20 protein-coding genes are annotated in these 22,006 nt (G+C 63.8%); 15 read left to right on the top strand and 5 right to left on the bottom strand.

The features are described 5' to 3' along the window. Positions 1-6: 6 nt before the first annotated feature. Entirely contained in the window at positions 7-1,392 is a 1,386-nt protein-coding gene (locus LRQ04_RS09905) for an Ig-like domain-containing protein (RefSeq protein WP_235519922.1), read from the top strand. Between the two features lie 210 nt (positions 1,393-1,602). Next, positions 1,603-2,430, top strand: a complete 828-nt coding sequence (locus LRQ04_RS09900) for a DUF1684 domain-containing protein (RefSeq protein WP_235519920.1) — start codon at positions 1,603-1,605, stop codon at positions 2,428-2,430. A gap of 30 nt (positions 2,431-2,460) precedes the next feature. Here the strand turns inward: LRQ04_RS09900 and LRQ04_RS09895 are convergent, their stop codons facing one another. Both LRQ04_RS09895 and LRQ04_RS09890 read right to left on the bottom strand, forming a co-directional pair. Continuing rightward, the gene (locus LRQ04_RS09895) at positions 2,461-3,726 is read right to left on the bottom strand and encodes an acyl-CoA dehydrogenase family protein (protein ID WP_235519918.1); all 1,266 of its coding nucleotides are present in this window, start codon (positions 3,724-3,726) and stop codon (positions 2,461-2,463) included. Next, positions 3,726-4,517, bottom strand: coding sequence for an SDR family NAD(P)-dependent oxidoreductase (locus LRQ04_RS09890; protein ID WP_235519917.1), 792 nt, complete (start codon positions 4,515-4,517; stop codon positions 3,726-3,728). The genes LRQ04_RS09895 and LRQ04_RS09890 overlap by 1 nt, the downstream gene beginning before the upstream one ends. A 93-nt stretch (positions 4,518-4,610) precedes the next feature. On the opposite strand from LRQ04_RS09890, the gene LRQ04_RS09885 reads away from it, so the two are divergent. The 4 genes from LRQ04_RS09885 to LRQ04_RS09870 all read left to right on the top strand — a co-directional run bounded on the left by LRQ04_RS09885 (position 4,611) and on the right by LRQ04_RS09870 (position 9,758). After that, a complete protein-coding gene (locus tag LRQ04_RS09885; protein ID WP_235519916.1) occupies positions 4,611-5,786 on the top strand; it encodes a glycoside hydrolase family 76 protein in 1,176 nt (391 codons plus the stop codon). A gap of 153 nt (positions 5,787-5,939) precedes the next feature. Continuing rightward, positions 5,940-6,989 (top strand): iron ABC transporter substrate-binding protein, encoded by a 1,050-nt coding sequence (locus tag LRQ04_RS09880; RefSeq protein WP_235519915.1) that lies wholly within the window; start codon positions 5,940-5,942, stop codon positions 6,987-6,989. Between the two features lie 4 nt (positions 6,990-6,993). Then, on the top strand, positions 6,994-8,595 hold the full coding sequence (locus LRQ04_RS09875; RefSeq protein ID WP_235519913.1) for an iron ABC transporter permease: 1,602 nt from the start codon (positions 6,994-6,996) through the stop codon (positions 8,593-8,595). After that, on the top strand, positions 8,592-9,758 hold the full coding sequence (locus tag LRQ04_RS09870; RefSeq protein WP_235519910.1) for an ABC transporter ATP-binding protein: 1,167 nt from the start codon (positions 8,592-8,594) through the stop codon (positions 9,756-9,758). The genes LRQ04_RS09875 and LRQ04_RS09870 overlap by 4 nt, the downstream gene beginning before the upstream one ends. Before the next feature lie 13 nt (positions 9,759-9,771). Here the strand turns inward: LRQ04_RS09870 and LRQ04_RS09865 are convergent, their stop codons facing one another. Further along, positions 9,772-10,365, bottom strand: a complete 594-nt coding sequence (locus LRQ04_RS09865) for a YdeI family protein (protein WP_235519909.1) — start codon at positions 10,363-10,365, stop codon at positions 9,772-9,774. Between the two features lie 50 nt (positions 10,366-10,415). Between LRQ04_RS09865 and LRQ04_RS09860 the strand changes: the two genes are divergently transcribed. Next, entirely contained in the window at positions 10,416-11,120 is a 705-nt protein-coding gene (locus LRQ04_RS09860) for a hypothetical protein (RefSeq protein WP_235519908.1), read from the top strand. Positions 11,121-11,145: 25 nt separating this feature from the next. On the opposite strand, the gene LRQ04_RS09855 is transcribed toward LRQ04_RS09860, so the two are convergent. Next, positions 11,146-12,108 (bottom strand): hypothetical protein, encoded by a 963-nt coding sequence (locus tag LRQ04_RS09855; protein ID WP_235519907.1) that lies wholly within the window; start codon positions 12,106-12,108, stop codon positions 11,146-11,148. 242 nt (positions 12,109-12,350) lie between these two features. Here LRQ04_RS09855 and LRQ04_RS09850 point away from each other — a divergent pair, with 242 nt between their 5' ends. From LRQ04_RS09850 to tgt, 4 genes are all read left to right on the top strand, one after another. Beyond that, entirely contained in the window at positions 12,351-12,890 is a 540-nt protein-coding gene (locus tag LRQ04_RS09850; protein WP_024819523.1) for an NUDIX hydrolase family protein, read from the top strand. A gap of 73 nt (positions 12,891-12,963) precedes the next feature. Continuing rightward, entirely contained in the window at positions 12,964-13,965 is a 1,002-nt protein-coding gene (locus LRQ04_RS09845) for a DUF6707 family protein (protein ID WP_235519905.1), read from the top strand. A 50-nt stretch (positions 13,966-14,015) separates the two neighbouring features. Continuing rightward, a complete protein-coding gene (locus tag LRQ04_RS09840) occupies positions 14,016-14,726 on the top strand; it encodes an SRPBCC domain-containing protein (RefSeq protein ID WP_235519904.1) in 711 nt (236 codons plus the stop codon). Between the two features lie 106 nt (positions 14,727-14,832). Further along, the gene (gene tgt / locus LRQ04_RS09835) at positions 14,833-16,104 is read left to right on the top strand and encodes a tRNA guanosine(34) transglycosylase Tgt (RefSeq protein WP_235520111.1); all 1,272 of its coding nucleotides are present in this window, start codon (positions 14,833-14,835) and stop codon (positions 16,102-16,104) included. Positions 16,105-16,126: 22 nt separating this feature from the next. Here the strand turns inward: tgt and LRQ04_RS09830 are convergent, their stop codons facing one another. Further along, positions 16,127-16,837 carry a queuosine precursor transporter gene (locus LRQ04_RS09830; protein WP_235519902.1) on the bottom strand — a complete coding sequence of 237 codons (711 nt, stop codon included), beginning with the start codon at positions 16,835-16,837 and terminating at the stop codon, positions 16,127-16,129. Positions 16,838-17,404: 567 nt separating this feature from the next. Between LRQ04_RS09830 and LRQ04_RS09825 the strand changes: the two genes are divergently transcribed. The 4 genes from LRQ04_RS09825 to LRQ04_RS09810 all read left to right on the top strand — a co-directional run bounded on the left by LRQ04_RS09825 (position 17,405) and on the right by LRQ04_RS09810 (position 21,978). Further along, complete coding sequence (locus LRQ04_RS09825; protein ID WP_235519900.1) at positions 17,405-18,802, top strand: MFS transporter; 1,398 nt, start codon at positions 17,405-17,407, stop codon at positions 18,800-18,802. Between the two features lie 116 nt (positions 18,803-18,918). Continuing rightward, positions 18,919-19,581: a response regulator transcription factor gene (locus LRQ04_RS09820; protein ID WP_235520110.1), complete on the top strand. Its 663-nt coding sequence runs from the start codon at positions 18,919-18,921 to the stop codon at positions 19,579-19,581. Beyond that, complete coding sequence (locus LRQ04_RS09815; protein WP_235519898.1) at positions 19,578-20,993, top strand: HAMP domain-containing sensor histidine kinase; 1,416 nt, start codon at positions 19,578-19,580, stop codon at positions 20,991-20,993. The genes LRQ04_RS09820 and LRQ04_RS09815 overlap by 4 nt, the downstream gene beginning before the upstream one ends. After that, complete coding sequence (locus tag LRQ04_RS09810; protein ID WP_235519897.1) at positions 20,986-21,978, top strand: TAXI family TRAP transporter solute-binding subunit; 993 nt, start codon at positions 20,986-20,988, stop codon at positions 21,976-21,978. Before LRQ04_RS09815 ends, LRQ04_RS09810 begins: the two co-directional genes overlap by 8 nt. The last annotated feature ends 28 nt before the right edge of the window (positions 21,979-22,006 follow it).

Here is a 22,006-nt window from a genome sequence, read left to right as displayed (position 1 = left end):
CAGCACATGAATAACCAGCTCCATCTAAGAACCGTGTCGATGGTGGCCGCTTTGCTGGCCATCGCCACGGCTGTCCTGGGACTGGGATTGACGGCGTTGCCAGCCAACGCCGCAACCCTGCCGGACGCGCACATCAACCTCACAACCGAATCAGTCGTGTCCAACCAATGGGACCAAGTGGACCTGAGCTGTGAGTGGTCCGTCCCGGACCACTCACAGCCCGGCGATACCTTCAGTGTCCAACTGCCTTCCCAGCTCCGTTGGTTTGGCAAGGCCTCTTTTGACCTGAATAACGCAAACGGGGACACAGTGGCCACGGCGGTCGCAAATGATGCCGGATTGGTGGTCTTCACACTCAGCGATTTTGTAAAAGCCCATCCCCTCAACGTGGGCGGAACCTGTTCGTTCAGCACGCAGTATGCCTTGGTACCCACGGGTGGCGAAACGAAAGAACTGACGTTCACTGTTGGATCCAGCGTCGTCCGGGTGCCGGTAGCCGTTGAACCGTGCCAGAGGGACTGTGATCCGCAAGCGCCTACAGCCGCAGGCAAATCCATGAGCTGGGTCGATCCAGCCCAAACTGAACTCAGGTCTGTGTTCACCATGCCTGCCATGGCTGCCGACAGCAATGATGTTGTTGTCACCGATACCCCCGCGGCTGGAATGGATATCGACTGCGCCCGGGTCACGCCCCGCACCGGTCAAGTGGTGGGAAGCAACGGCTCCATCGTGGAACCCTACGATGACGACCAGTACCCGGCAGCCATCGACTGCACCCCCGGGAAAGTCACGGTTACGTGGAACGGACTTCCCAAGGGTGAGCACGTTGAGCTCTTCGTTGTGACCCGAGTGACTGATCCGTCCCTGGCTGTCTACGAGAACACGGGCACAGTGACCATTGCCGGCACGGAAAGCCCGGTGGTCGCGCAGCTTCGGCGGACAGAGGCCAGCGGCACGGGTGACGGAACTGCGGTACCTACGCCTACTCCCACCGCTACAACGGCAACACCCACCCCCAGCGCAACGCCGACTCCGAGCGAAACCCCAAGCGCAACGGCAACACCGAGCGCCACGCCAAGCGCAACGCCCACACCGAGCGCAACCCCAAGCGCAACGGCAACACCGAGCGCGACGCCCACACCCACGGCGACCACAGCCACTCCAACCGCAACGCCCACGGTGACTTCGGAACCCGTTGTCACTACGTCCAGTCCAGTACTCGTAGTGCCAACGGAGCAGCCATCGAAGACCGCCGCGAGTGATGGTTCGGAGCAGCTGGCCAGCACGGGCGCCCAGGGATCAGCGTTCGTCTTCGTCGCCGCAGCCTTGCTGGCCGTGGGATCCTTGCTGGCCTTCGCCAGTGCCCGATGGAAGGGGCGGCGGACCAACTAATTGAAGGTTCGCAATGCCCTTCGGGGCGAGACCACGTCGGTGGGCTGGCACACGGTGCGGCCCGCCTGCGTGGTCCTTTATTCGCGGCTCGCGCTGGCAGGGGTTGGGGGCCAGCGCGAGCCGTTCCAGTGGCGGTCTATTCCGGGAATGCCCGCGCTCAGCGCATAGTTGATGGAAGTGCAACCGATGCGAATCCAGCCGAGGAGAACAATGAGCTCGCCCACCACCGCCACCGATGCCCAACTTGCCCGTTGGGAGCGGTTTCGTTCGGGCCGAAATGCGGCGCTGGCAACAGACCACGGCTGGCTGACGCTGACGTCATTCCAATGGCTCCAGCCAGAGCCGTCCGAACTCGAACTGGTGCCAGGTCTTTGGTCCACGGACGGCACCACAGCATTCCTTACGGCGAGCGCGGCTGACGGCCTCACGTTTGTCGAAACCGGTGATCCTGTTGATGGCACTGTCAGCGCGGTATTGCAGGATGAAGATTCACTGATGTGGGTTCAATGGGGCGGGGTGGATGGCCGGCAGGTGGTGGTGGAACTTGCCATGCGTGCGGACAAGTACGCGATCCGCACGCGGGACAACAGTTCGCCGGTGCTGACGGAGTTCAAGGGTGTTCCTACTTTCAGCTATAACCCGGATTGGGTTATTGAGGGCAGGTTCGAGGCCTACCCGGAGCCCGTGGATGTGCCCATCGGCACTGCCAACCCGTTGGTCGACGGTGTCCACCGCTCCGTGGGCGAGGTGGTCTTCCGGGTGCCGGGCGTCCCCCACGAGATCCGCCTTCATGCCGAGGAAGAGAAGCTTGGCGCCCTGAACGTGACCTTCCATGATGAGACCAACGGGGACTCCACGGATGAGTGGCGGAAAGTTTTCATTCCGCGTCCCCGCCCGGACGGGTCGGTTGTCATCGATTTCAACCGCACCATCAACTACCCCAGCGCCTTTTCGCCCTATGGCACTTGCCCCATGCCCGTCCGCGGTAATTCGATCGATGTCCGCGTGGAGGCAGGCGAAAAACTTCCCCAGGAATGAACACGCAGCAGCAATGACCAGGTGTGGCGCCTAGGCGATAGCGGATACCCCCGTCACAGCACGGCCCACGATGAGGGAGTTGATTTCGTAGGATCCCTCGTAGGTGTAGATGGCTTCGGCATCCGCGAAGATCTTTGCCATCCGATAGTCAGTGACGATGCCGTTCCCGCCCAGGATGGACCGCCCCAGGGCCACCGTTTCGCGCATTCGGGCACTGCAGTAGGCCTTCGCGAGTGCTACCTGGGCCATGTCCGCGCCTCCGTGGCGAATTCCGTGCGCATCCGTGGAGATGCCCTCCTGCAGCTGGGCTATGCGGACCATCATTCCCATGCTGGCCACCGCGTTGCCGAGCATGTCCACCAGGTGCTGCTGGATGAGCTGGAACTTGGCCAGGGGCTTGCCGAACTGGAGGCGTTCGACGGCGTACTGCCGGGCGACGTCGAACGCCGCCAGTTGCTGGCCTACTGCCTGCCAGGCGACCATGATGCGGGAGCCCCGGAGCAAGTGGTTCGTGTCCGCGAAACTGCTGATCCCGGCAAACCTGTCCGCCTCCGCCACGTGGACGTCCCGGAGCACGATGTCCGCGTTCTGGACTGTTCGCAAGGCGATCTTGTTTTCGATGCGACTGCGGGTGATACCCGGCAATGAGGCATCCACAATGAAGGCGAGCACAGAGCCGTCGGCTTCGTCTTTGGCCCACACCAGCATGTAATCACAGAACGTCCCGTTCCCGATCCAGCGCTTGGCGCCGTTGATCACCCAGTAGGTGCCGCCGTCGGACTCTGGACGCTGGACTTTCCGCGCGGTTGTCTGCATGCCGCCGGCGACGTCGGAGCCGTGGTCTGGTTCGGTGAGGGCGAAGGCGCCTGTGGTCCGGAGGTTGGACGCATCGTCAAGGTAGCGGTCTTGTTGTGCGTCGCTGCCGAAGTCGTACAGCGATTCGACGAACAGATCGTGGTGGACCATGAAGAAGGTCGCGATGGACGTGTCCACCCGTGTCATCTCGGCGATCACCAGGCCCGCGAAGAGGTGCGTGTAGCCGCGCTGCGCGGGTGCGCTCAGGCGTAGTGCAGCGAGTTTGGGCAGGATCTGTTCCGGGAATTCGGCTTTTTCCCACCATTGCCCGGCGTAGGGCGCTATTTCGGATTCGAGGAAGGCCCTCAGTTCGTTGAGTTTCCGCTGTTCCTGGACGCTCAACAGCGATTCGAAGTCGAAAAAGTCGGCGGTGGGCAGGTCTGCTACGGACGCTGGGAGGCTGCCCGTGGATGTCGCAGGGGCAGCGCTGTAGTCGCCCATTACTTGAGTCCCATGCGGATGGCGCCGTCCAACCGGATGGTTTCGCCGTTGAGCATCGCATTATCCACGATGTGGGCGGCCAGGTTGGCGTATTCTGCTGCGCGGCCCAGGCGGGCCGGGTGCGGAACCTGCTGTCCCAGGGAGTCCTGCGCCGACTGGGGCAGTCCGGCCATCATGGGTGTTTCAAAAATGCCGGGCGCGATGGTCGCTACCCGGATCAGGGAGCGGGCGAACTCTCGGGCCAGTGGCAAGGTCATGGCTGCTACGGCGCCTTTGGAGGCCGCGTAGGCCGGCTGTCCGATCTGGCCTTCGAAGGCGGCAACGGAAGCGGTGTTGATGATGACCCCGCGTTCCGGTCCTCCGAGTTCGGTGGAGACCGGCTCGGTTTCCACCATGGCTGCGGCGGCCAGCCGGATCACGTTGAAGGTGCCGATCAGGTTGATCTGGATGACTTTGTTGAAGGTCTCCAGGGGCAGCACGCCATCGCGGCCGAGGACTTTCCCGGGCGTGGCTATGCCCGCGCAATTGACGACGATGCGCAGTGGTCCCAGGGACATCGCAGCATCGACGGCGGCCTGGACCTGGGATTCGTTGGTGACGTCAGCGGGAGCGAAGACGGCCCTGGCCCCCGCTCCACCGGCATTGAGTTGTGCCGCATAGTCCTCGCCGGCCGACTGTGGCAGGTCCACCAGCACTACCGACGCTCCGGCGTCGAACAAGCGCTTCGCGGTGGCGGCCCCCAACCCTGATGCGCCGCCGGTGACCAGCGCCACCGTGCCCTTGATGTCCATCCATCCTCCTTGATGCAGAACCTGAATCCGTTAATGCATGTTAACTGGAATTGTGATCCAGCGCACCTTGGGCCGTCCCGCTAGGCTGGTGGCATGCCAACGCACGAGACCCCGGACAGCCCTGCTGCTTCCACCGCGGACGCAACGGAGTGGGCTGCTCGCGCAGACCAGGCGGCACGATCGGTCACCCACGGTTTCGGCCGCCGGCTGCTCTTCCTGCCCGGCACCCACATCGCGGCGGTAAGCCTTCCCACTGCCGGCCTGAAGAGCCGCCTGGGGCCATGGCATTACTGGTGGCAGGCACATTACGTCGACTGCCTGGTGGATGCCGGTCGCCGCGAGTTGGCCACCAAGGTGAAGTTCGACGGCGCGTCCCGCCCGAGCGCCGGAAGGTTGGCTTCGCGGCTGGTCACCACCATCCGCTTGAGGAACCTGCTGCGTTTCGAGAACCACTACTACGACGACATGGCGTGGCTGGCACTTGCCACCCTCCGACTCGACAAGCTCGCGGAAGAGTCAGCAAATTCGGGGCGGCGCCGCAACGCCGTAGTCCGCAAGCGACTGACCCCGCAGTTCGATTCCGCATCCACCGACGACTTTGGGGGCGGCACCTTCTGGAGCACCAAACGGGACTTCAAGAACACCCCTGCCACGGCGCCGGTTGCCCTTTACTACTCCCGGACCGGCCACCGCAGCAAAGCCCAAGCCCTGGTGGACTGGCTCGACGGCAAACTGCTCCATCCCGAACGCGGCATCTTCCTGGATGGCCTGCGGCCTGCGAACGGCGGGATTCAGATTGATGACGCCGTGTACACCTACAACCAAGGCCCGGTGCTGGGCGCTTTGCTGGAGCTCGGTGGCGAGCACAACCTCGGCAGGGCCACCGCACTGGTGGCCGCTGTCGCCCGCGAACTGACCCTGCCGGGCACCAGCGTGGTCCGCGGCGACGGAACCGGCGACGGCGGCTTGTTCACCGGCATCCTGCTGCGTTATCTCGCCTTGGCTGCCCGCGATGAACGGCTGCCGGAACCGACCAGGACGGCCGCGGCCTCCCTGGTCCGGGATACGGCAGAGGCATTCTGGACGGGCCGAACCGAGGGGCGGGAACACTCTCCATCCCCACTGTTCTCCTTCGATCCCCTGCGTCCGGCGGGTGAAACATATCCCCCAGGTACCGCCGTCGAACTTTCCACGCAGTTGCAGGCGTGGATGGCTTTTGAGGCCGCCGCCACGCTTCCCCAACAATTACGGCACGCAATACTTCCGTAATTGTGGTGACCCCTGTCACATTTACCGCTCTGGATGGTGTTAAGAAGGGTTGGCTAACCTACCCTTTTTAGAGCAGGAACCCCAACCTTCCTGCCAGCACGGGCCAAACCCCACTCCATTGACTCCGTGTCGTGTTCCCAGAAAGAAGCCCTCATGAACTTTCCCAAGAAAGCCCTGGCGGGAATCGCGCTCCTCGCATCGGCCGCACTTGGCCTCAGCGCCTGCGGCTCCAACGCCAGCACAGCTCCGAACTCCTCCGAACCAGCCGCTGCTGGCGACGGGATCACGGTCTATAACGCCCAGCACGAAAGCCTCACCAAGGAATGGATTGACGCTTTCACCAAGGAAACCGGCATCAAGGTCACCGTCCGCCAGGGCGACGACACCGAAATGTCCAACCAGATTGTCCAGGAAGGCGCAGCCTCACCGGCCGATGTGTTCCTCACCGAGAACTCCCCTGCAATGGCGCAGGTTGAGAACGCGGGCCTGTTCGCCGACGTAGACAAGGCCACCCTGGACCAGGTTCCCGCAGAATTCCGCCCCTCCACGGGCAAGTGGACAGGCATCGCCGCCCGTTCCACCGTGCTGGTGTACGACAAGAACAAGATCAGCGAAGACAAGCTGCCCAAGTCCATGCTGGACCTGGCCAAGCCTGAGTGGAAGGGCAAGTGGGCCGCATCTCCTTCCGGTGCCGACTTCCAGGCGATCGTCTCCGCCCTGCTGGAACTCAAGGGCGAAGCCGCCACTGAGGAATGGCTCAAGGGCATGAAGGAGAACTTCAAGGCTTACAAGGGCAACAGCACCGCCATGAAGGCCGTCAACGCCGGCGAAGTGGATGCTGCGCTGATCTACCACTACTACTACTACGGTGACCAGGCCAAGACCGGCGAGAACTCCAAGAATGTCACGCCGTTCTACTTCAAGAACCAGGACCCGGGCGCGTTCGTTTCCGTGTCCGGCGGCGGCGTCCTCAAGTCCTCCAAGAAGGCCGCCGACGCACAGGCGTTCCTGAAGTTCATTACCGGCAAGAAGGGCCAGGAAATCCTCAAGGATGGCACGTCCTTCGAGTACGCCGTTGCCTCGCAGGTTGATTCCAACGCCAAGCTGGTTCCCATCAAGGAACTGCAGGCTCCGACCGTGGACCCGGCCAAGCTGAACTCCACCAAGGTCACCGACCTGATGACCAAGGCAGGACTCCTCTAGTTCTGTGACCACTGATCTATCGGCTCCCGACGTTCCACGTTCCCAGGGAAGCACGACGACGGCGGGCAGGGGCAAGCGCCCCCGCCCGCCTTTCGGCGTTTCAATAGTGTCCCTGTTGGCCGTGCTCATCGCCCTGTTTTCCCTGATTCCGCTGGGCTATGTGGTGTATATGACGGCCACCACTGGATGGGAGACGGCCGTCAGCCTCATCGTGCGTCCGAGGGTGGGTGAGCTGCTGCTGAACACTGTCCTGCTGACGGTGTTCACGGTGCCGCTGTGCTTGGTCCTGGGCGTGGGCGGGGCCTGGTTGGTGGAACGGACCCAGCTGCGCGGCCACCGTTGGTGGGCAGTTGCGTTGGCGGCACCCCTGGCCATTCCGGCTTTCGTGAACAGCTACTCCTGGGTGTCCGCTGTTCCGTCGATGGGGGGCCTCGGGTCGGGTGTCCTGATTGCCACGCTCTCCTATTTCCCGTTGGTCTACATCCCCGCAGCAGCCACCTTGGGCCGCTTGGATCCGGCCATTGAACAGTCTGCGGCCTCGTTGGGGCTGGGCTCGTGGGCAGCCTTTTTCCGGGTGGTGCTGCCGCAACTGCGTATCGCCATGACCGGCGGCGCTTTGCTGGTTTCCTTGCATTTGCTGGCTGAATACGGCGCCTTCGCCATGATCCGCTTCGACACCTTTACCACCGCGATCATGGTCCAGTTCCAGTCGACGTTCAACGGAACTGCGGGAAACATGTTGGCCAGCGTCCTCGTCTTCCTTTGCCTGATCCTGTTGCTGGCCGAAGTCAGGAGCCGCGGCACCGCCCGTTACGCGCGCATCGGATCCGGTGCACAAGCCAAAGCCACCAGGTTGCCCCTTGGCGTTTTCCAGGTCCCCGCGCAGCTGGCACTCCTGGCCCTGACAGCCTTGGCCTTCGGACTGCCCCTGTGGTTCGTGCTGAAGTGGCTGTTTGCCGGCGGCACGGAGGTGTGGGCAGCTGAGGAGTTCATGCCGGCACTGGTCCAGACCCTCCTGTACGGGGCGGCGGGCGCTGTGGTCACCACTGTGGTGGCGTTGCCCATGGCGTACCTCGCGGTGAGGCGACCCAGCTGGTTCAGCAAGATGTTGGAACTCTCCAACTACGTCACCAGTTCGCTCCCCGGCATCGTGGTGGGGCTGGCCTTCGTTACCGTCAGCATTCGGGTGGTCCCCGGTGTTTACCAGACGGCCGGTGTGCTGATCGCAGCCTATGTCCTGCTCTTCCTTCCGCGGGCGTTGGTCAACATCCGCTCTGGTCTGGCCCAGGCGCCCAAGGAACTCGACGAGGCCGCCCAATCACTGGGCAAGGCCCCATTGACGTCCTTCTTCCGGGTCACGTTGCGGCTGACGGCTCCGGCCGCGGCAGGTGGTGCGGCGCTGGTATTCCTTGCCATCGTCAACGAACTCACGGCCACGCTGCTGCTCTCGCCGAACGGCACCCGGACGCTGGCCACGGAGTTCTGGAGTAAAAGCAGCGAGATCGACTACGCAGGCGCCGCCCCCTACGCACTCCTGATGATCCTGCTATCGGCCCCCATGACGTACTTGCTTTTCCAACAGTCCAAGAAAGTAGCCGGACAGTGACCGAACAATCCCCCTCCAGGCTTCCTGCACCCCGGGTAGCACCGTCCGTGGCCCCCACCACGAACGCCCACCTGGACATCGCCGAAGTGACCAAGAACTTTGGTTCCCAGGCTGTCCTGAAGGGCGTCAACTTGTCGGTGGCCAAGGGCGGCACCACCGCTATCGTGGGGCCGTCAGGTTCGGGCAAGACCACCCTGCTGCGCCTGATAGCCGGGTTCGAACATCCCGATACCGGGACCATCAGCCTCAACGGCTCACCTGTGGCGGGCCAGGGCCTCTGGGTGCCGGCACACAAGCGACAGGTGGGTTACGTGGCCCAGGACGGAGCCCTTTTTCCGCACCTGACGGTGGGGCAGAACGTGGCCTTCGGACTGGATGCGGGAAAGCTCGACGGCGGCCGCCGCGGAGTGCGCGCGCGTGTCCAGGAGCTGCTGGAGATGGTGTCCCTTGACCCGTCCATGGCCAAGCGGCGTCCGCATCAGCTGTCCGGCGGGCAGCAACAACGTGTCGCCCTTGCCCGTGCGCTGGCGCGGGAACCTGAGCTGATGCTGCTGGACGAGCCGTTCTCAGCCCTGGACGCCGGCCTGCGCGTCGCCACCCGCAGGGCCGTGGCCAAGGTGCTCAATGCTGCGGGAGTAACCACCATCCTGGTGACCCACGACCAAGCGGAGGCGTTGTCCTTCGCCGACCAGGTAGCCATCATGCGCGGCGGGAAACTGGCCCAGATCGGAAACCCGTTCGTCGTCTATACCCGCCCGGCTGACCGCGCCACCGCCGAGTTCCTGGGCGACGCCGTCATCCTGGATGCATGGATGGAAGGCTCGTTGGCGACCTGTTCGCTGGGCGGGATCCCCGTCCGGCGGCCACCGGCCCAAGGCAAAGTCCAGCTCATGCTGCGCCCGGAGCAGATCCGGATCGCGTCCGACGGCCCGATCCGCGGCGTGGTGGTGGACACGGACTACTTCGGCCCGGAGACCACTGTCCGTATCAAACTCGGCGAGTACAGGGCACCGGACGGCAGCGCTTCGGGCAACAGCTACCGCTACCCTGGGGGCGGCGAAGTCATTACCATCCGGCACTGGAACGCCTCCATCACCAAGCCAGGCACCGAACTGTGCCTGCGCGTGGTTGGCGAGGGTGTGGCTTTCCCCTTCGAATCCTGACCCGCTCCGGAACCTAAGAGGGCCGTTTCTTCTGCGGGTACGGCGCCTCGTGGCGGGCCAGCATCTCCACGAAACCGGCGATCTTCCGCTCCCGCGTGTCCGCCCTTTTGACCAGGTTGGTGCGGTGGATGAGGGCGAAGCGGTTCTGCGATGTCAGGACGTCAAACATGGCCTGCGCCTCCGGCACGGCTGCGATCGCCGCCGCCAAATCAGCGGGCACCACCGAATCGGCCGGACCCGAGTAAGCTGCCTCCCAGCGGCCGTCCGCCTTTGCGGCCTCGACGGCGGAACGGCCGGCGTCGGTCATCTTGCCTTCCGATTCGAGCCGGGCAATGTGCCCCACGTTCCGCGCGGACCAGATGCTGCGGCGGCCCCGGGGCGTCATGCGCTGGAAGTAGCTTTCAGCGTCGCGGCTCCTGGACTGGCCATCGATCCAGCCAAAGCACAAGGCTTCGTCCAGCGCCGCGTCGTAGTCCAGTTCGGTGACGTTGCCGCCCTTCTTATGCAGAATCAGCCACACGCCTGGGCTTTCGGCGGCATGGCCGGCCAACCACGCGCGCCACGCGTCGGCGTCTTTGACCAGTAGTTCTTCCAATTCAATGGGCATGGCCCCAGCATAGGCTTGGAGAAGGATCCCGAAACCCACCAGGAGACCCCATGTTGCGAGCCCGCCCCATCCACTACACCTCCCGCCCGAAAGACTGGACCGCCATCCTGGAAGCGCTGGGTTTGGTGAAGACGGTCGACGACGGCGAGTGGCAGGAGTTCGACGCCGGTTCGGGTCGCCTGGCGCTGGGGCATGTGGAGCACGGCCACCCCTTGGATGGCTCCACGCTCTTCAGCGTCGAAGTGGGGGACGTGGACGAGTTCGTACGCCGTACCGAGGACGCCGGCACCCAGGCCGAGGTCCACGAAACCCCGGAAGCCACCACCGCCCGCATCAGCGCAGACGACGGTTTCGAGTTCTTCGCTTTCCCCGCGACACGGGCGGCCGATGGCAGTTGGGCGACGTCCCCGGACGCCGACCCCGCCCTGGCCGTGGTGGCCACCTGGGTTAGCCCCTTGGTGGAAATGTCCGCCAACGTACTCCGCGGCATCGGGGCAAAGCCCCGCAGCGCGGATGACGAATCAGCGACCTTCAACACCAAGAACGGCGGCATACTCCAGGTCATTCACGGTGCTGACGCTGGCAACGGGGTACTCGCTTTTGAGTACGACGCCGGGCTTGACCCGTTGCTTGCACAGCTCACCCAGGCGGGGGTTGAGGCCCGGATCAGCGAAGGCGTCCTGTACGTCGCCAACCCCGATGCCGCTGGCGGGGCGGCACCGGCGTCGATAGTGGTGGAACGGGTGCCCGCCTGATGCGAACGGGCGCCCGCACTGGGGCCTACTGTGCGTATCGGAGGCTGGTAAGCAGGCCCTTGAGCTTGCTGTACTGCTCGGACTGCATCCAGGCCTCCGCGGCCTCCTGCGTCATGAACGGGTCGATATTCACCTGGGCGGTGGTGGCGCCGTTGCCCATGATCAGGAAGCTGGCTGCGGAGGTGCTGTCAGGACCTTCGGTCATCAGCGTTTCCGGGACGAGGCCCACGAAGTACCTGGTTTCCGCGGGCTCGAAGGGGTAATCGTCCCGGAAGACCGCAAAATAGGATGCCCCGTCGCGGCTGTCAAAAGAGCTGAGCTTCTGCGAGTCCAGAATGGTGCGGTTGACGGGGCCGGCCACCACTCCGCCGACACCTCCGCTGGTAATGTCCACCACGTTGTGCCCGTTTTCATCGAAGATGTGGGCAATGGCGAAGTGATCGTCGTAAGGGTAGTCGTCCCCGGGCGCAACAACCGGAATTTCGGCTTGCATTCCCCAACCGGACGGTACCTCGAAGGAGATGTGCCCGTCCGGGAAGGTGTAGGTGCCGATTTCCGGGTAGTTCGGAGATACATGCGGCGTTGAGGGCTCAAGAGGGGTAATCGGGGTCACCACAGGTTCCGGGGCCGGAACCGTCACCGCGGGTGCGGGCTTAACGGTTTCCGTGGGCGCCGGGGCGGGTGCTTCTGCCACAGGCTGGGTAACAAGAGGAACCTCCACGGGCGCTGGAACCACCAACGGGGCAGGCTCGACGACTGGGATCGGAGCGACTGGGTCGGGGTCCGCCACCGGCTCAGCGAGCTCCGCCACCGGGGCATCGACCTCCGCCGCCGGCTCAGCGAGCACTTCCTGCGCGGACGCGGCGGGACGCTCCGTTGGCGCGCGGTCGGCCTCGGGCGACGACGGGGTGCAGGCAGTAAGCGTCAACGCCAAAGCCAGCGATACAAGGGTGGCGTACTTGGCGTGTCCGGTTCGTCGGTAGTTCATTTCTGGGTTCCTTCCCCCACGGAGTCATGAGCAGATTTGCTTGCTCGAACATGTTGTTTCCGGGTCTGGTCTGCCGGTTACACAGCGGGCAAACAATTTTTCGAAAACGGCAATGCGCAGCGAATCGGCCCGGCAAATGCAGGAGTCAATCCCTCAACCCCGAATACAGCCGAGAGCGTAACGGCCCCGTGCCCGGCAGGGCCTCCACGGAACTTGCACCGGTGATGGGGTAGAACTTAACCATGAGCGTACGTACACCCGACCCGTATCCAGGCTGGCTTTCAGATGAAGATCTCTTCGAAGCCCGCGGCCGCCTCCCCATGGTTTACGTGGAGGCCGTTCCGGTCAGGTTGGATCCGCTCGGGTATGTGAACGAAGTCGGCACGCTGCTGCAGGGCGACGCCGATGGCAACATGGTCCGGTACCTCGTTTCGGGCCGCGTCCTCTACCGCGAGACCATCCGGGCAGCCCTCCTGCGGCACATGGAAAAGGACCTCGGTCCCCTGGCATTCCCGCAACTCCCCATCAGCCCTGTCCCCTTCACCGTGGCCGAATACTTCCCCGCACCCTCGCAAACGGGATTCACGGACGACCGCCAGCATGCTGTGTCCCTGGCCTACGTCATACCGGTGACCGGCGAATGCGAACCGCGCCAGGACGCACTGGAGCTGACGTGGATGACGCCGCAAGAGGTGCTGAGCGAGAACGTCCAGCAGGAATTCGACGGCGGCCGGGGCAACCTCGTGCGGCAGGCACTGGCTTTCTCGGGCATCGTCCTCTAGCGGGTCCCGGCCCCAGCGCCGGCCGGTCTTTGTAGACTGGACGGCGGACCCCAAGAGAACCAAAGGACTTCCGATGACTCACAGCCCAGCCACACAGCAGTACAAAGAAAAGCAGGCTGGGGACCTGCAGCCCGGAGATTTTGTGTTCCCGCCCGGCGACGGTCCAGCCGCCGAAATCCGCGCCGTCGAGGTGAAGAACGACGATTACGGCGTGCCGGCGCTGCTGCTGGTGACAACGGTCGACGGCGGCAGCATCAGTGTCGCTGTCGGGTCCAGTGTCCCCGTGGGTGACGGAGTTCCTGCCGGCCCTGGTGCTGAAGGGTCAGTCGACGCGCCAGACCAAGCCGAACCGGACTCCAGCACCCCCGCAGAACCCGACACCGAAGCGCCCGCTGGGCCCGCCGTCGTCGTTCCTCCGCGTCCCGAAACCCCCCCCACGTACACCGGGCCCAGCGCCGAAGAACTCGCACTGATCCCCGAACCGGACGGCACTCCCGAAGCGGTGGTGCGGGCCGCGGCCGCCCAGCACAAGGGCAAGAACGGTGTCCAGGTGCTAGCGGAGCGGCTGGCGAAGGGCATCAACACCAAGTCTGGAAGCTGCCTCCGGGACCTGAGCGACCTCGCCTTCGATCTGTGCATCGTGCTCCGCGATCCGGACCATGCGCTGGCGGTCGCGGACCTGCTGAACGTCCTGCCTTTCGACGGGAACCTGGACCGGTGGGCGTCGATCGAACGCGCCCTGGCGCTGTCCAGTTTCATCTGCCGCGAGGCCGGCCAGTCCGAACGGGCAGCCGTCTACGAAAAACTGCTCCGCGCGCCCGAATCCCAGGAGGAAGACCCCTTCAAAGCCCGGATCAATGCCAGGGTCCGCCAGCGTTCGCTCAACGAACCCAACCTCTACGACAAGGAAATCTTCCGCGCGATCGACAACGGCAACCACGAGGCCGAGCGCGAATGGCGTTTCCTGCGCTTGGAAGCCCTCATGTTCCTGCGTGCCCACGGCGGTTCCAAGACCATCGGCGAGGACGAACTGGCCCGGCGGATCGGCAACGAACTGGAATCGGTGCGGGCCTAACAGGTCCCGGGGCCTGTTATGCCGGGGCGAACGGCGGTAGATTCGGAGCCATGACGAACAATCTGAGCGTTGTGGTTAATGCCGATGCGCAGCAGGTTTGGACAATGCTGCGTGAACCGTCGCTGGTCGCCCAATGGCACGGCTGGGAGGCCGAGGACCTGAGCGATGAAATCAAACAGATCTACTTCAACACCGACGTCGTGGAAGGGCCCGATCACACGAGCCTGACCGTCAACGGCGGCGACATCTTTGAACTCCACCCTGTCTCGGGCGGAACGGAAGTGCGGATCACCAGGGTTGCCCTGGACCACGATTCGGAGTGGGCGGACTGGGACGAGGACATCACCCAGGGCTGGCTCACCTTCCTCCACCAACTGCGTTTTGCCCTTGAACGCCATCCGCACGGACACCGGCGAACCCACTTCGTCTCCCTTCCCGGCAAGGGCGGACCGGCCATCGAGAAGTTGGGGCTGGGGGACCTGCCGCCCGTTGGGGAGGAGTACTCGCTCACCCTTGCTACCGGCGAGAAGATCTCCGGCAAAGTCTGGTTCAAGAGCCGCCACCAGGTTGGCCTCACCGTCCACAGCTACGCCGAACACGGGGACGGGCTGCTGATCGTCGCCGAGCAGTTGCCGATCCCGGAGAAAAGGCCCGACGGCGGGTCCATGGTAATTGCCTCCACGTACGATCTGGGGGCCCACACGTTGGCTGACATCCGGTCCTCATGGGACAACTGGAAGGCGGAGAACTACGGGTCGTAGGGCACTCTCCGCTGGGTACCACCGGTAAAGCTGGCACACTAGGTAGGTGCCAGCTTCCGTTCCCGTTACCGCGTCAGTTTCCTCCCCGGCTACTTCCCTGCCTGACCTGCCGGGGTTGTCCGCCAGACAATCCGAGTTCTCGTTCACGGTGGGCACCCGCTTGACTGAAGCGTGCTCGCCGTCGGACGCCCAAGTCGACGCCAACGGCGGCGCTTTCCTTGGCCGGACAGGAACCATCACCACGCCGCACGGAACCATCCAGACGCCCGCGTTCATCGCCGTCGGAACCAAAGCGACCGTGAAGGCCGTGCTGCCGGAGTCGATCGCCGGGTTTGGCGCGCAGGCGGTCCTGGCCAACGCCTACCACCTGTACCTGCAGCCAGGGCCCGAAATCCTCGACGCCGCGGGCGGGCTGGGTGCGTTCATGAACTGGCCAGGGCCCACCTTCACCGACTCCGGAGGGTTCCAGGTGATGAGCCTGGGCTCGGGATTCAAGAAGGTCATCGACATGAAGAACGTCGATTCGTCCGGCCCTGATGACGCCGTAGCACCGGGCAAGGAACGGCTGGCGCACATCGACGATGACGGCGTCTGGTTCAAATCGCACCTGAACGGTGACCGGCACCGCTTCTCCCCTGAGATCTCCATGCAGGTCCAACACAAGATCGGCGCGGACATCATGTTCGCCTTCGACGAGCTCACGACGCTGCAGAATTCCCGGGCCTACCAGGAGGAGTCCCTGGAGCGCACCCGTTTGTGGGCGCTGCGGTGCCTCGAGGAACACGCGTCCTTGACTTCTTCCCGCGTGGGCAAGCCGTACCAGGCCTTGTTCGGAGTGATTCAGGGAGCCCAATACGAGGACCTGCGCCGCAAAGCCTGCCAGGATCTCGGTGCCATGCCCTTTGACGGATACGGGATCGGCGGAGCGTTGGAGAAGGAAAACCTGGGCACCATTGTGCGCTGGTGCAACGAGGAACTGCCCGAGGACAAGCCCCGGCACCTGCTCGGCATCTCCGAACCCGACGACATCTTCACTGCCATCGAGAACGGAGCCGACACGTTCGACTGTGTCTCCCCCACGCGCGTTGCCAGGAACTCAGCGTTCTACACACCCTTTGGCCGGTTCAATTTGTCGGGGGCTAAATACAAAGCCGATTTCGGGCCCTTGCAGGACGGCTGCGACTGCTACACGTGCCAGAACTACTCACGCGCGTACATCCACCACCTGTTCAAGGCCAAGGAGATGCTCTCCGCAACGCTGATCTCCATCCACAACGAACGCTTCGTGGTGAAGATGGTGGACGATGCCCGTTTGGCCATCGAATCCGGGGACTTCTTTGAGTTCAAGGCGGAGACGCTGGGCCGGTACTACTCCTAGGCCCTGGTCCTAGGCCCTGGTCCTAGGCTGCGACTGCGCCGTAGCTGGGCTCGCGCTTCTTGATCCAGCCAACAACCAGCACCGTGATTGGAACGAACAGGAACTCGACGGCGGTCTTGTAGACGAAGCCCACCAGGACGTAGTTGACGAACGAGCCAGCGTCCGAGATCCCGATGACGGATGCCGCGATGCTGCAGAAGATCAGGGTGTCCACGAATTCGCCCACCACGGAAGAACCCATGAGGCGTGCCCACAGGGATTTCTCGCCCGTGCGCTGCTTCATCTTCACCAGGATCCAGGAGTTGATGGTCTGTCCCGCCAGGAAGGCGAGCAGGGAGGCAAGGACGATCTGCGGAACCGGACCCAGAGCGCCCTCGATGGCGGCCTGCTTGGCGGTTCCGTAGTCATCATTGAAACCGGGCAGGATGATGATCACCCAGTAGCAAAGAGAGGCGAACACACTTAGGGCAAACGAGGTGACGATGGCTTTGCGGGCCACTTTGAATCCGTAGACCTCGCTCATGACGTCGCCCAGGATGTAGGCCAACGGGAAGAGGAAGAACCCTCCATCAGTGATGATCGGCCCGAGCTCCACACCCTTGGAAGCGCCGATGTTAGACAGGATCAGCACCACGGCCATGACGGCCAACATGATGCCGAAGTACGGGGAACCGATCGAGGCGAAGCGGGGTGCAGGCTTGCTCAGCGTGCTGGAGCCGGAGGGCGAGGGCATGGGTCATCCATTTCGTAGTGGTTCGCGCAGGCCGCCGCATGCTGGCTGCCCCGCTGTATTAGCACTGGCGGTGGGGCATCTTGCCCGTCACCGGTTCCATTGTCCCACCGCCGATCCTCTCTCACATCCCACCCCCCTCCCCCCAACCCTCCCTCACACCCCACCCCCTTCCCACCAACCCTCACTCACATCCCACCCCCTTCCCACCAACCCTCACTCACACCCGCCGTCCCCCGGCGCCACAACCGGGAGGGATGTGAGAGAGCGTCCGCCTCAACCGGGAGGAACGTGAGAGAGCGTCGACAGGTGAGCAGCCGCCGTCGGACTGCCGTCCCCACACCAAGCCACGCAGCCCGATTCCTAAGGAAGTGTTAGGAAATGCCCCGCGGGCTATGGCTGTGCCGTGCATCACCCATAGTTTGGAATACGTCCTCTTCACCCTGGAGGACCTTTCTTAGTCAACGAAGAGCCATGCGCAAGGACGCCATGAGCACGAGCTTCATGGACAGAACGAACTCATGCAAGACACGGCCGCAGCAAAACGCCGCCGTCCAGGAAGGTTCATTGATGAGCACCCAGCAAGCTGCACCTCTGAGCGAAGCCGCCCAGACACGCAAGGCAGTCAGCAATATCCTCAAGGGCTCCGCGGGCAACCTCGTGGAGTGGTTCGACGTCTACGTCTACACGGCGTTCGCGGCGTATTTCCAGTCGCACTTCTTCAACTCCTCCGATGATCTGCAAGCCGGCCTGGAAGCGATGGCTGTGTTCTCGACGTCGTTCATCATGCGTCCCATCGGCAGCTGGTTCTTCGGCCGGTACGCCGACCGGAAGGGCCGCAAGGCGGCGCTGACGCTGAGCGTGACCATGATGTCCGCTGGCTCATTCGCGATCGCGATCATGCCAACACAGCAGGTCATCGGCTTGTGGGCCATGATTTTGCTGGTGTTCATCCGCATGGTGCAGGGCTTCTCTGTTGGCGGCGAGTACGGCACCAGCGCCACCTACATGTCCGAGGCAGCGACGGCGAAGCGCCGCGGCTTCTTCTCGAGCTTCCAGTACGTGACCCTGGTGGGCGGGCAGATGCTCGCGCTGCTGGTGCTGGTGATCCTGCAGAACACCATGAGCAAGGAAGACCTGACCGCGTGGGGCTGGCGGATTCCGTTCGCTATTGGTGGCGTCGCCGCTCTGGTGGTCCTGTGGCTTCGCCGGTCCATGGAAGAAACCCTGTCCGCCGATCAGCTCCGCGCAGCACACGTGAAAGTGGAGGGCGAGGCCCAGCCCGGCACCATGAAGCTCCTGCTCACCAAGCACTGGAAGCCGCTGTTGATCTGCATCGGCATCACCTTGGGCGGCACCGTGGCGTTCTACACGTACACCAACTTCATCCTGAAGTTCATGAACGATACGTCCGGGATCGCCAAGACGGACACCTCCGTGATCAACTTCTGGGCATTGTTCATCTTCATGCTCCTCCAGCCCGTGTACGGCATCATCTCCGACAAGATCGGCCGCAAGCCCCTGCTGATCTGGTTCGGCGTGACCGGTGTCTTGTTCACCTGGCCGCTGCTCTCCACGCTCGCCGGCACCAAGGATCCGTTCATGGCGTTCCTGCTGATGATGGGCGGCCTGCTCATAGTTGGCGGCTACACCTCCATCAACGCACTGGTGAAGGCTGAACTGTTCCCGGCGTCGATCCGGGCCCTCGGGGTGGGGCTCGGTTACGCCATCGCCAACTCTCTGTTCGGCGGCACGGTCCCGCTGATCGGGGCAGCTTTGCAGAAATCGGATCAGGTGGATCTGTTCTTCACGTACGTCACGGCGGCGATTTTCATCTCCCTGCTGGTGTACATCTTCGCGCTGAAGAACAAGACGTCCACGCACTTGGATACGGAGCAGGGCCACGCGTTCGTGGCGAAGGGCTCCGCGAAGGACGACGACGGCACGAAGGATCGCGTCGACGCCTGACCTACCTGCCTTGTGAGGCCCGTTCTGCGCACCTTGGATACTCCGAAGGGCGCAGAACGGGCCTCACAACGTTAAGCTCTAGTAGCGAACCAGCCCCAATCCAAAGGACCATGACAGTGCACGTGCTCATCGTCGAGGATGACGACGCCATGGCGTCGGCCTTGAGCGCAGCCGTTGCCTCGGCAGGGCACACGCACACCCGGGTTTCCCGCGGGGAGGATGCGTTGCTGGCGCACAGGCAGCACGAGGTGATCCTGCTGGACCTGGGGCTCCCGGACATGGATGGTTTGGATGTGCTGCGTAAGCTGCGCCAGGTGAGCGCAGTTCCGATCCTCATCCTGACGGCCCGGGATGACGAGCGAAGCGTGGTCCTGGGTCTCCGTTCGGGCGCCGATGACTACCTGGTGAAACCCGTGAAGCTGGTCGAATTGCTGGCCAGGATCGAAGCGGTCACCCGGCGGACCAACCGCGGCGGCCAGGAAGCTCCGCACGCAATAGTCCTCGGCGAACTGGAAGTAGACCTCGACCGCCGCATTGCCGTCGTCGGCGAACGGAAGCTCGCCCTGACAGCAACCGAGTTCGACCTCCTCGGCCTCCTCGTCAGGAACGCGGGTTCGGTGGTGACGCGCGAGCAGATCCTGGACGCACTGTGGGGCGACGCGTTCGTCACGCATTCCAGGTCCTTGGACGTTCACCTCACCGGCCTCAGGTCCAAGCTCCAGTTGCCCGGATTCATCATCAATGTCCGGGGCGTCGGCTACCGGGTAGAGCAACCGTGAAAGTCCGAGTTCTCAGCATCCTGAGCCTGCTGGTGGTGATCATCGTGGTGACGGTCTCCAGCGTGATCCTGACCTCGGCCAGCCGGGAGCTCACCCAGGAACTTCAGATCAACCGCGTCGCCGCGCTCAACCGTTTCGCGCAATTGGCCAACGACGCCGCCCAAGACAAAGACACCACCCAGCTGCAGCGTGAAATGGACCGCTACTCAGAGCTCTACGGCGAAGGTATCCTGATCCGACTCCAGGAAAGAACCGTCCGTTCCGGCGGACTCAGCGAAGAGCGGCCCGACGTCCAGGATGCACTGAACCGGGCGAGCCTCAACCTCAGCGACACAACCCTTAACCCCATCAGTGCTTTCGGGACCGGCAACGACATCATTTCCAGGTCGTTCGGCACGGCCAGCCAAGTGCTCGGCGAGGCCGTCCTGGAAGTCAATCTCGATGCCGCCCGGCAAAAGCTGCGGGAGCGGTGGCTGATAGTCGGATTCGCGGCAATTGCCTTTGGAGCTTTGCTCCTGCTCGCCGCAGCGCGGATCACCGGGTGGGTCCTGCGTCCAGTCAGTCGGCTCAGCAAGGCAGTCCACGAGCTCGAAACCACGGGCAAAACAAGCCAGCTCCCCGACGCCGGACCGCCCGAACTGCGCGAACTCAGCCGCTCCTTCACCGCCATGGCGGACACCGTCACGGAGAGTATGGAGTCCCAGCGCCGGCTGATCGCAGACACGTCCCATCAACTCCGAAACCCTGTCGGGGCGCTTCGGCTGCGGATCGATTTGCTGCAGCTGGAACTCAAAGGACAGTCCGAAAAGGCTGCGGCAGTCGGCGTCGTGGCGGAACTTGAGCGGGTGGAGGAAATGCTCGACGGCGTGCTGAAGCTGGCTACCGCTGAGCATCGCGCCTTCGAGGGGACCACCCGCCAGGGTAAGCCCGCAGAGCACCAGCGCCAAGCCATCATCGATCCCTTCCCCATCCTGCAGGGAGAAGTGGAACGCGCCGGGCCAGCCGCTCAACGGGCCGGATCCCGGCTGACGTTGGAGGGCCCCGCACATGGAAACCAGATCAGCTGCGACCCCGACGAACTTGCGCACATGGTGGGAGAACTCATTGCCAACGCCATCAAGTACGCCCCCGGGGCCACCATCACGGTGGGTACGCAGCAGACGGCAGGAGGGACCGCCGTCGTAATTTCCGACGACGGCCCCGGCCTCCCGGCCGAGCAGCGTGCCGCTTCCACCACCAGGTTCTGGCGGGCGCCGCAGCACAGCACGATTCCCGGCAACGGGTTGGGCATGACCATCGTGGATCGGCTGGCCCAAGCAAACGGCGGCCGGCTCGTCATCGAAGCTCGCGATCCCCAGGGGCTGACGGCCCGGCTCGAGTTCGCGACACCGGAGGACAGCCCGAATGCCTGAATCGAAGGTGATGCCCCGGCGGTCTGTGCTCAAAGCCGGACTGTCCGTTGGCGTGGCAGGCCTTTTCCTCCCCGCAACAGCGGCCTGCACCCCGGACGAACGCCCCCGGAAACTGACAGTGGCCGGCGGTGAAGCGGGCGGCTTCTACCTGGAGTTCGCCACTTTGCTCGCATCCTTGCTGCAAAAAGAAGGCGTGGCCGAAACCGCGGAACCTGTAGTTACCGGCGGGAGCCTGGAGAACATCAGGCGGGTGGTGGCCGGGGAGGCGACATTCGCCGTCGCGCTCGCGGACGCGGCCGCCCAGCAGTCGAGCCGCGGCGATCGGCCGCCCGAGCCTGCAGATCTCGTGGCTCTCGGCAAGGTCTACCAGAACTACGTCCACTGCATCGTGCGGAAGGACAGCGGCATCCGGAATTTCGCCGACCTCGCGGGCAAAACCGTGGGCGTGGGCGAGGTGGGGTCGGGGACATCCCTTACGGCTCCCAGAATCATCGCGGCGTCGAACCTGTCGTCCGCGAAAGCCGGTTCCCCGCTCACGCAAGTGAACCTGGGGCTGAACCAGGGGCTCGCGGCGCTCCAGGCCCGGACCATCGATGCACTGTTCTGGTCCGGAGGCGTTCCCACCGCCGCGATCACCGCCACCGCCAAAAACGTGGGCCTGCACCTGGTGGACCTGTCCGAGCTCATCAACGCGACGCGCTCGCAATTCGGACCGTTCTACGACCGCGTCCTTATACCCACCAACAGTTATGGTGACGCGCCCGCTGTGTGGACGGTCGGCGTCGCCAACCTCCTCCTCTGCCGGAGGGACCTCGCCGACAACATTGTTCGCCAGACCGTGGAACTGCTGGTGGAACAAGCCCAGGAGTTGGTTCCGAAGTCGAGCACCGGAGTGCAATTCCTCAGCCCGGAAACACTGGTTAACACCGCCGGCGTGCCCTTGCATCCCGCCGCGGAGGCCGCCTACCGGGCCCTGCACGGCTAGGCCCGTTTAGGAGCGGGACCGGAGCAAC

Origin of the sequence: Paenarthrobacter sp. AR 02, from assembly GCF_021538675.1 — a bacterium.
In the GTDB taxonomy this organism is placed as follows: domain Bacteria; phylum Actinomycetota; class Actinomycetes; order Actinomycetales; family Micrococcaceae; genus Arthrobacter.
Note: the sequence above shows the minus strand (reverse complement) of the source record. Positions and strands in the feature narration are given on the sequence as shown.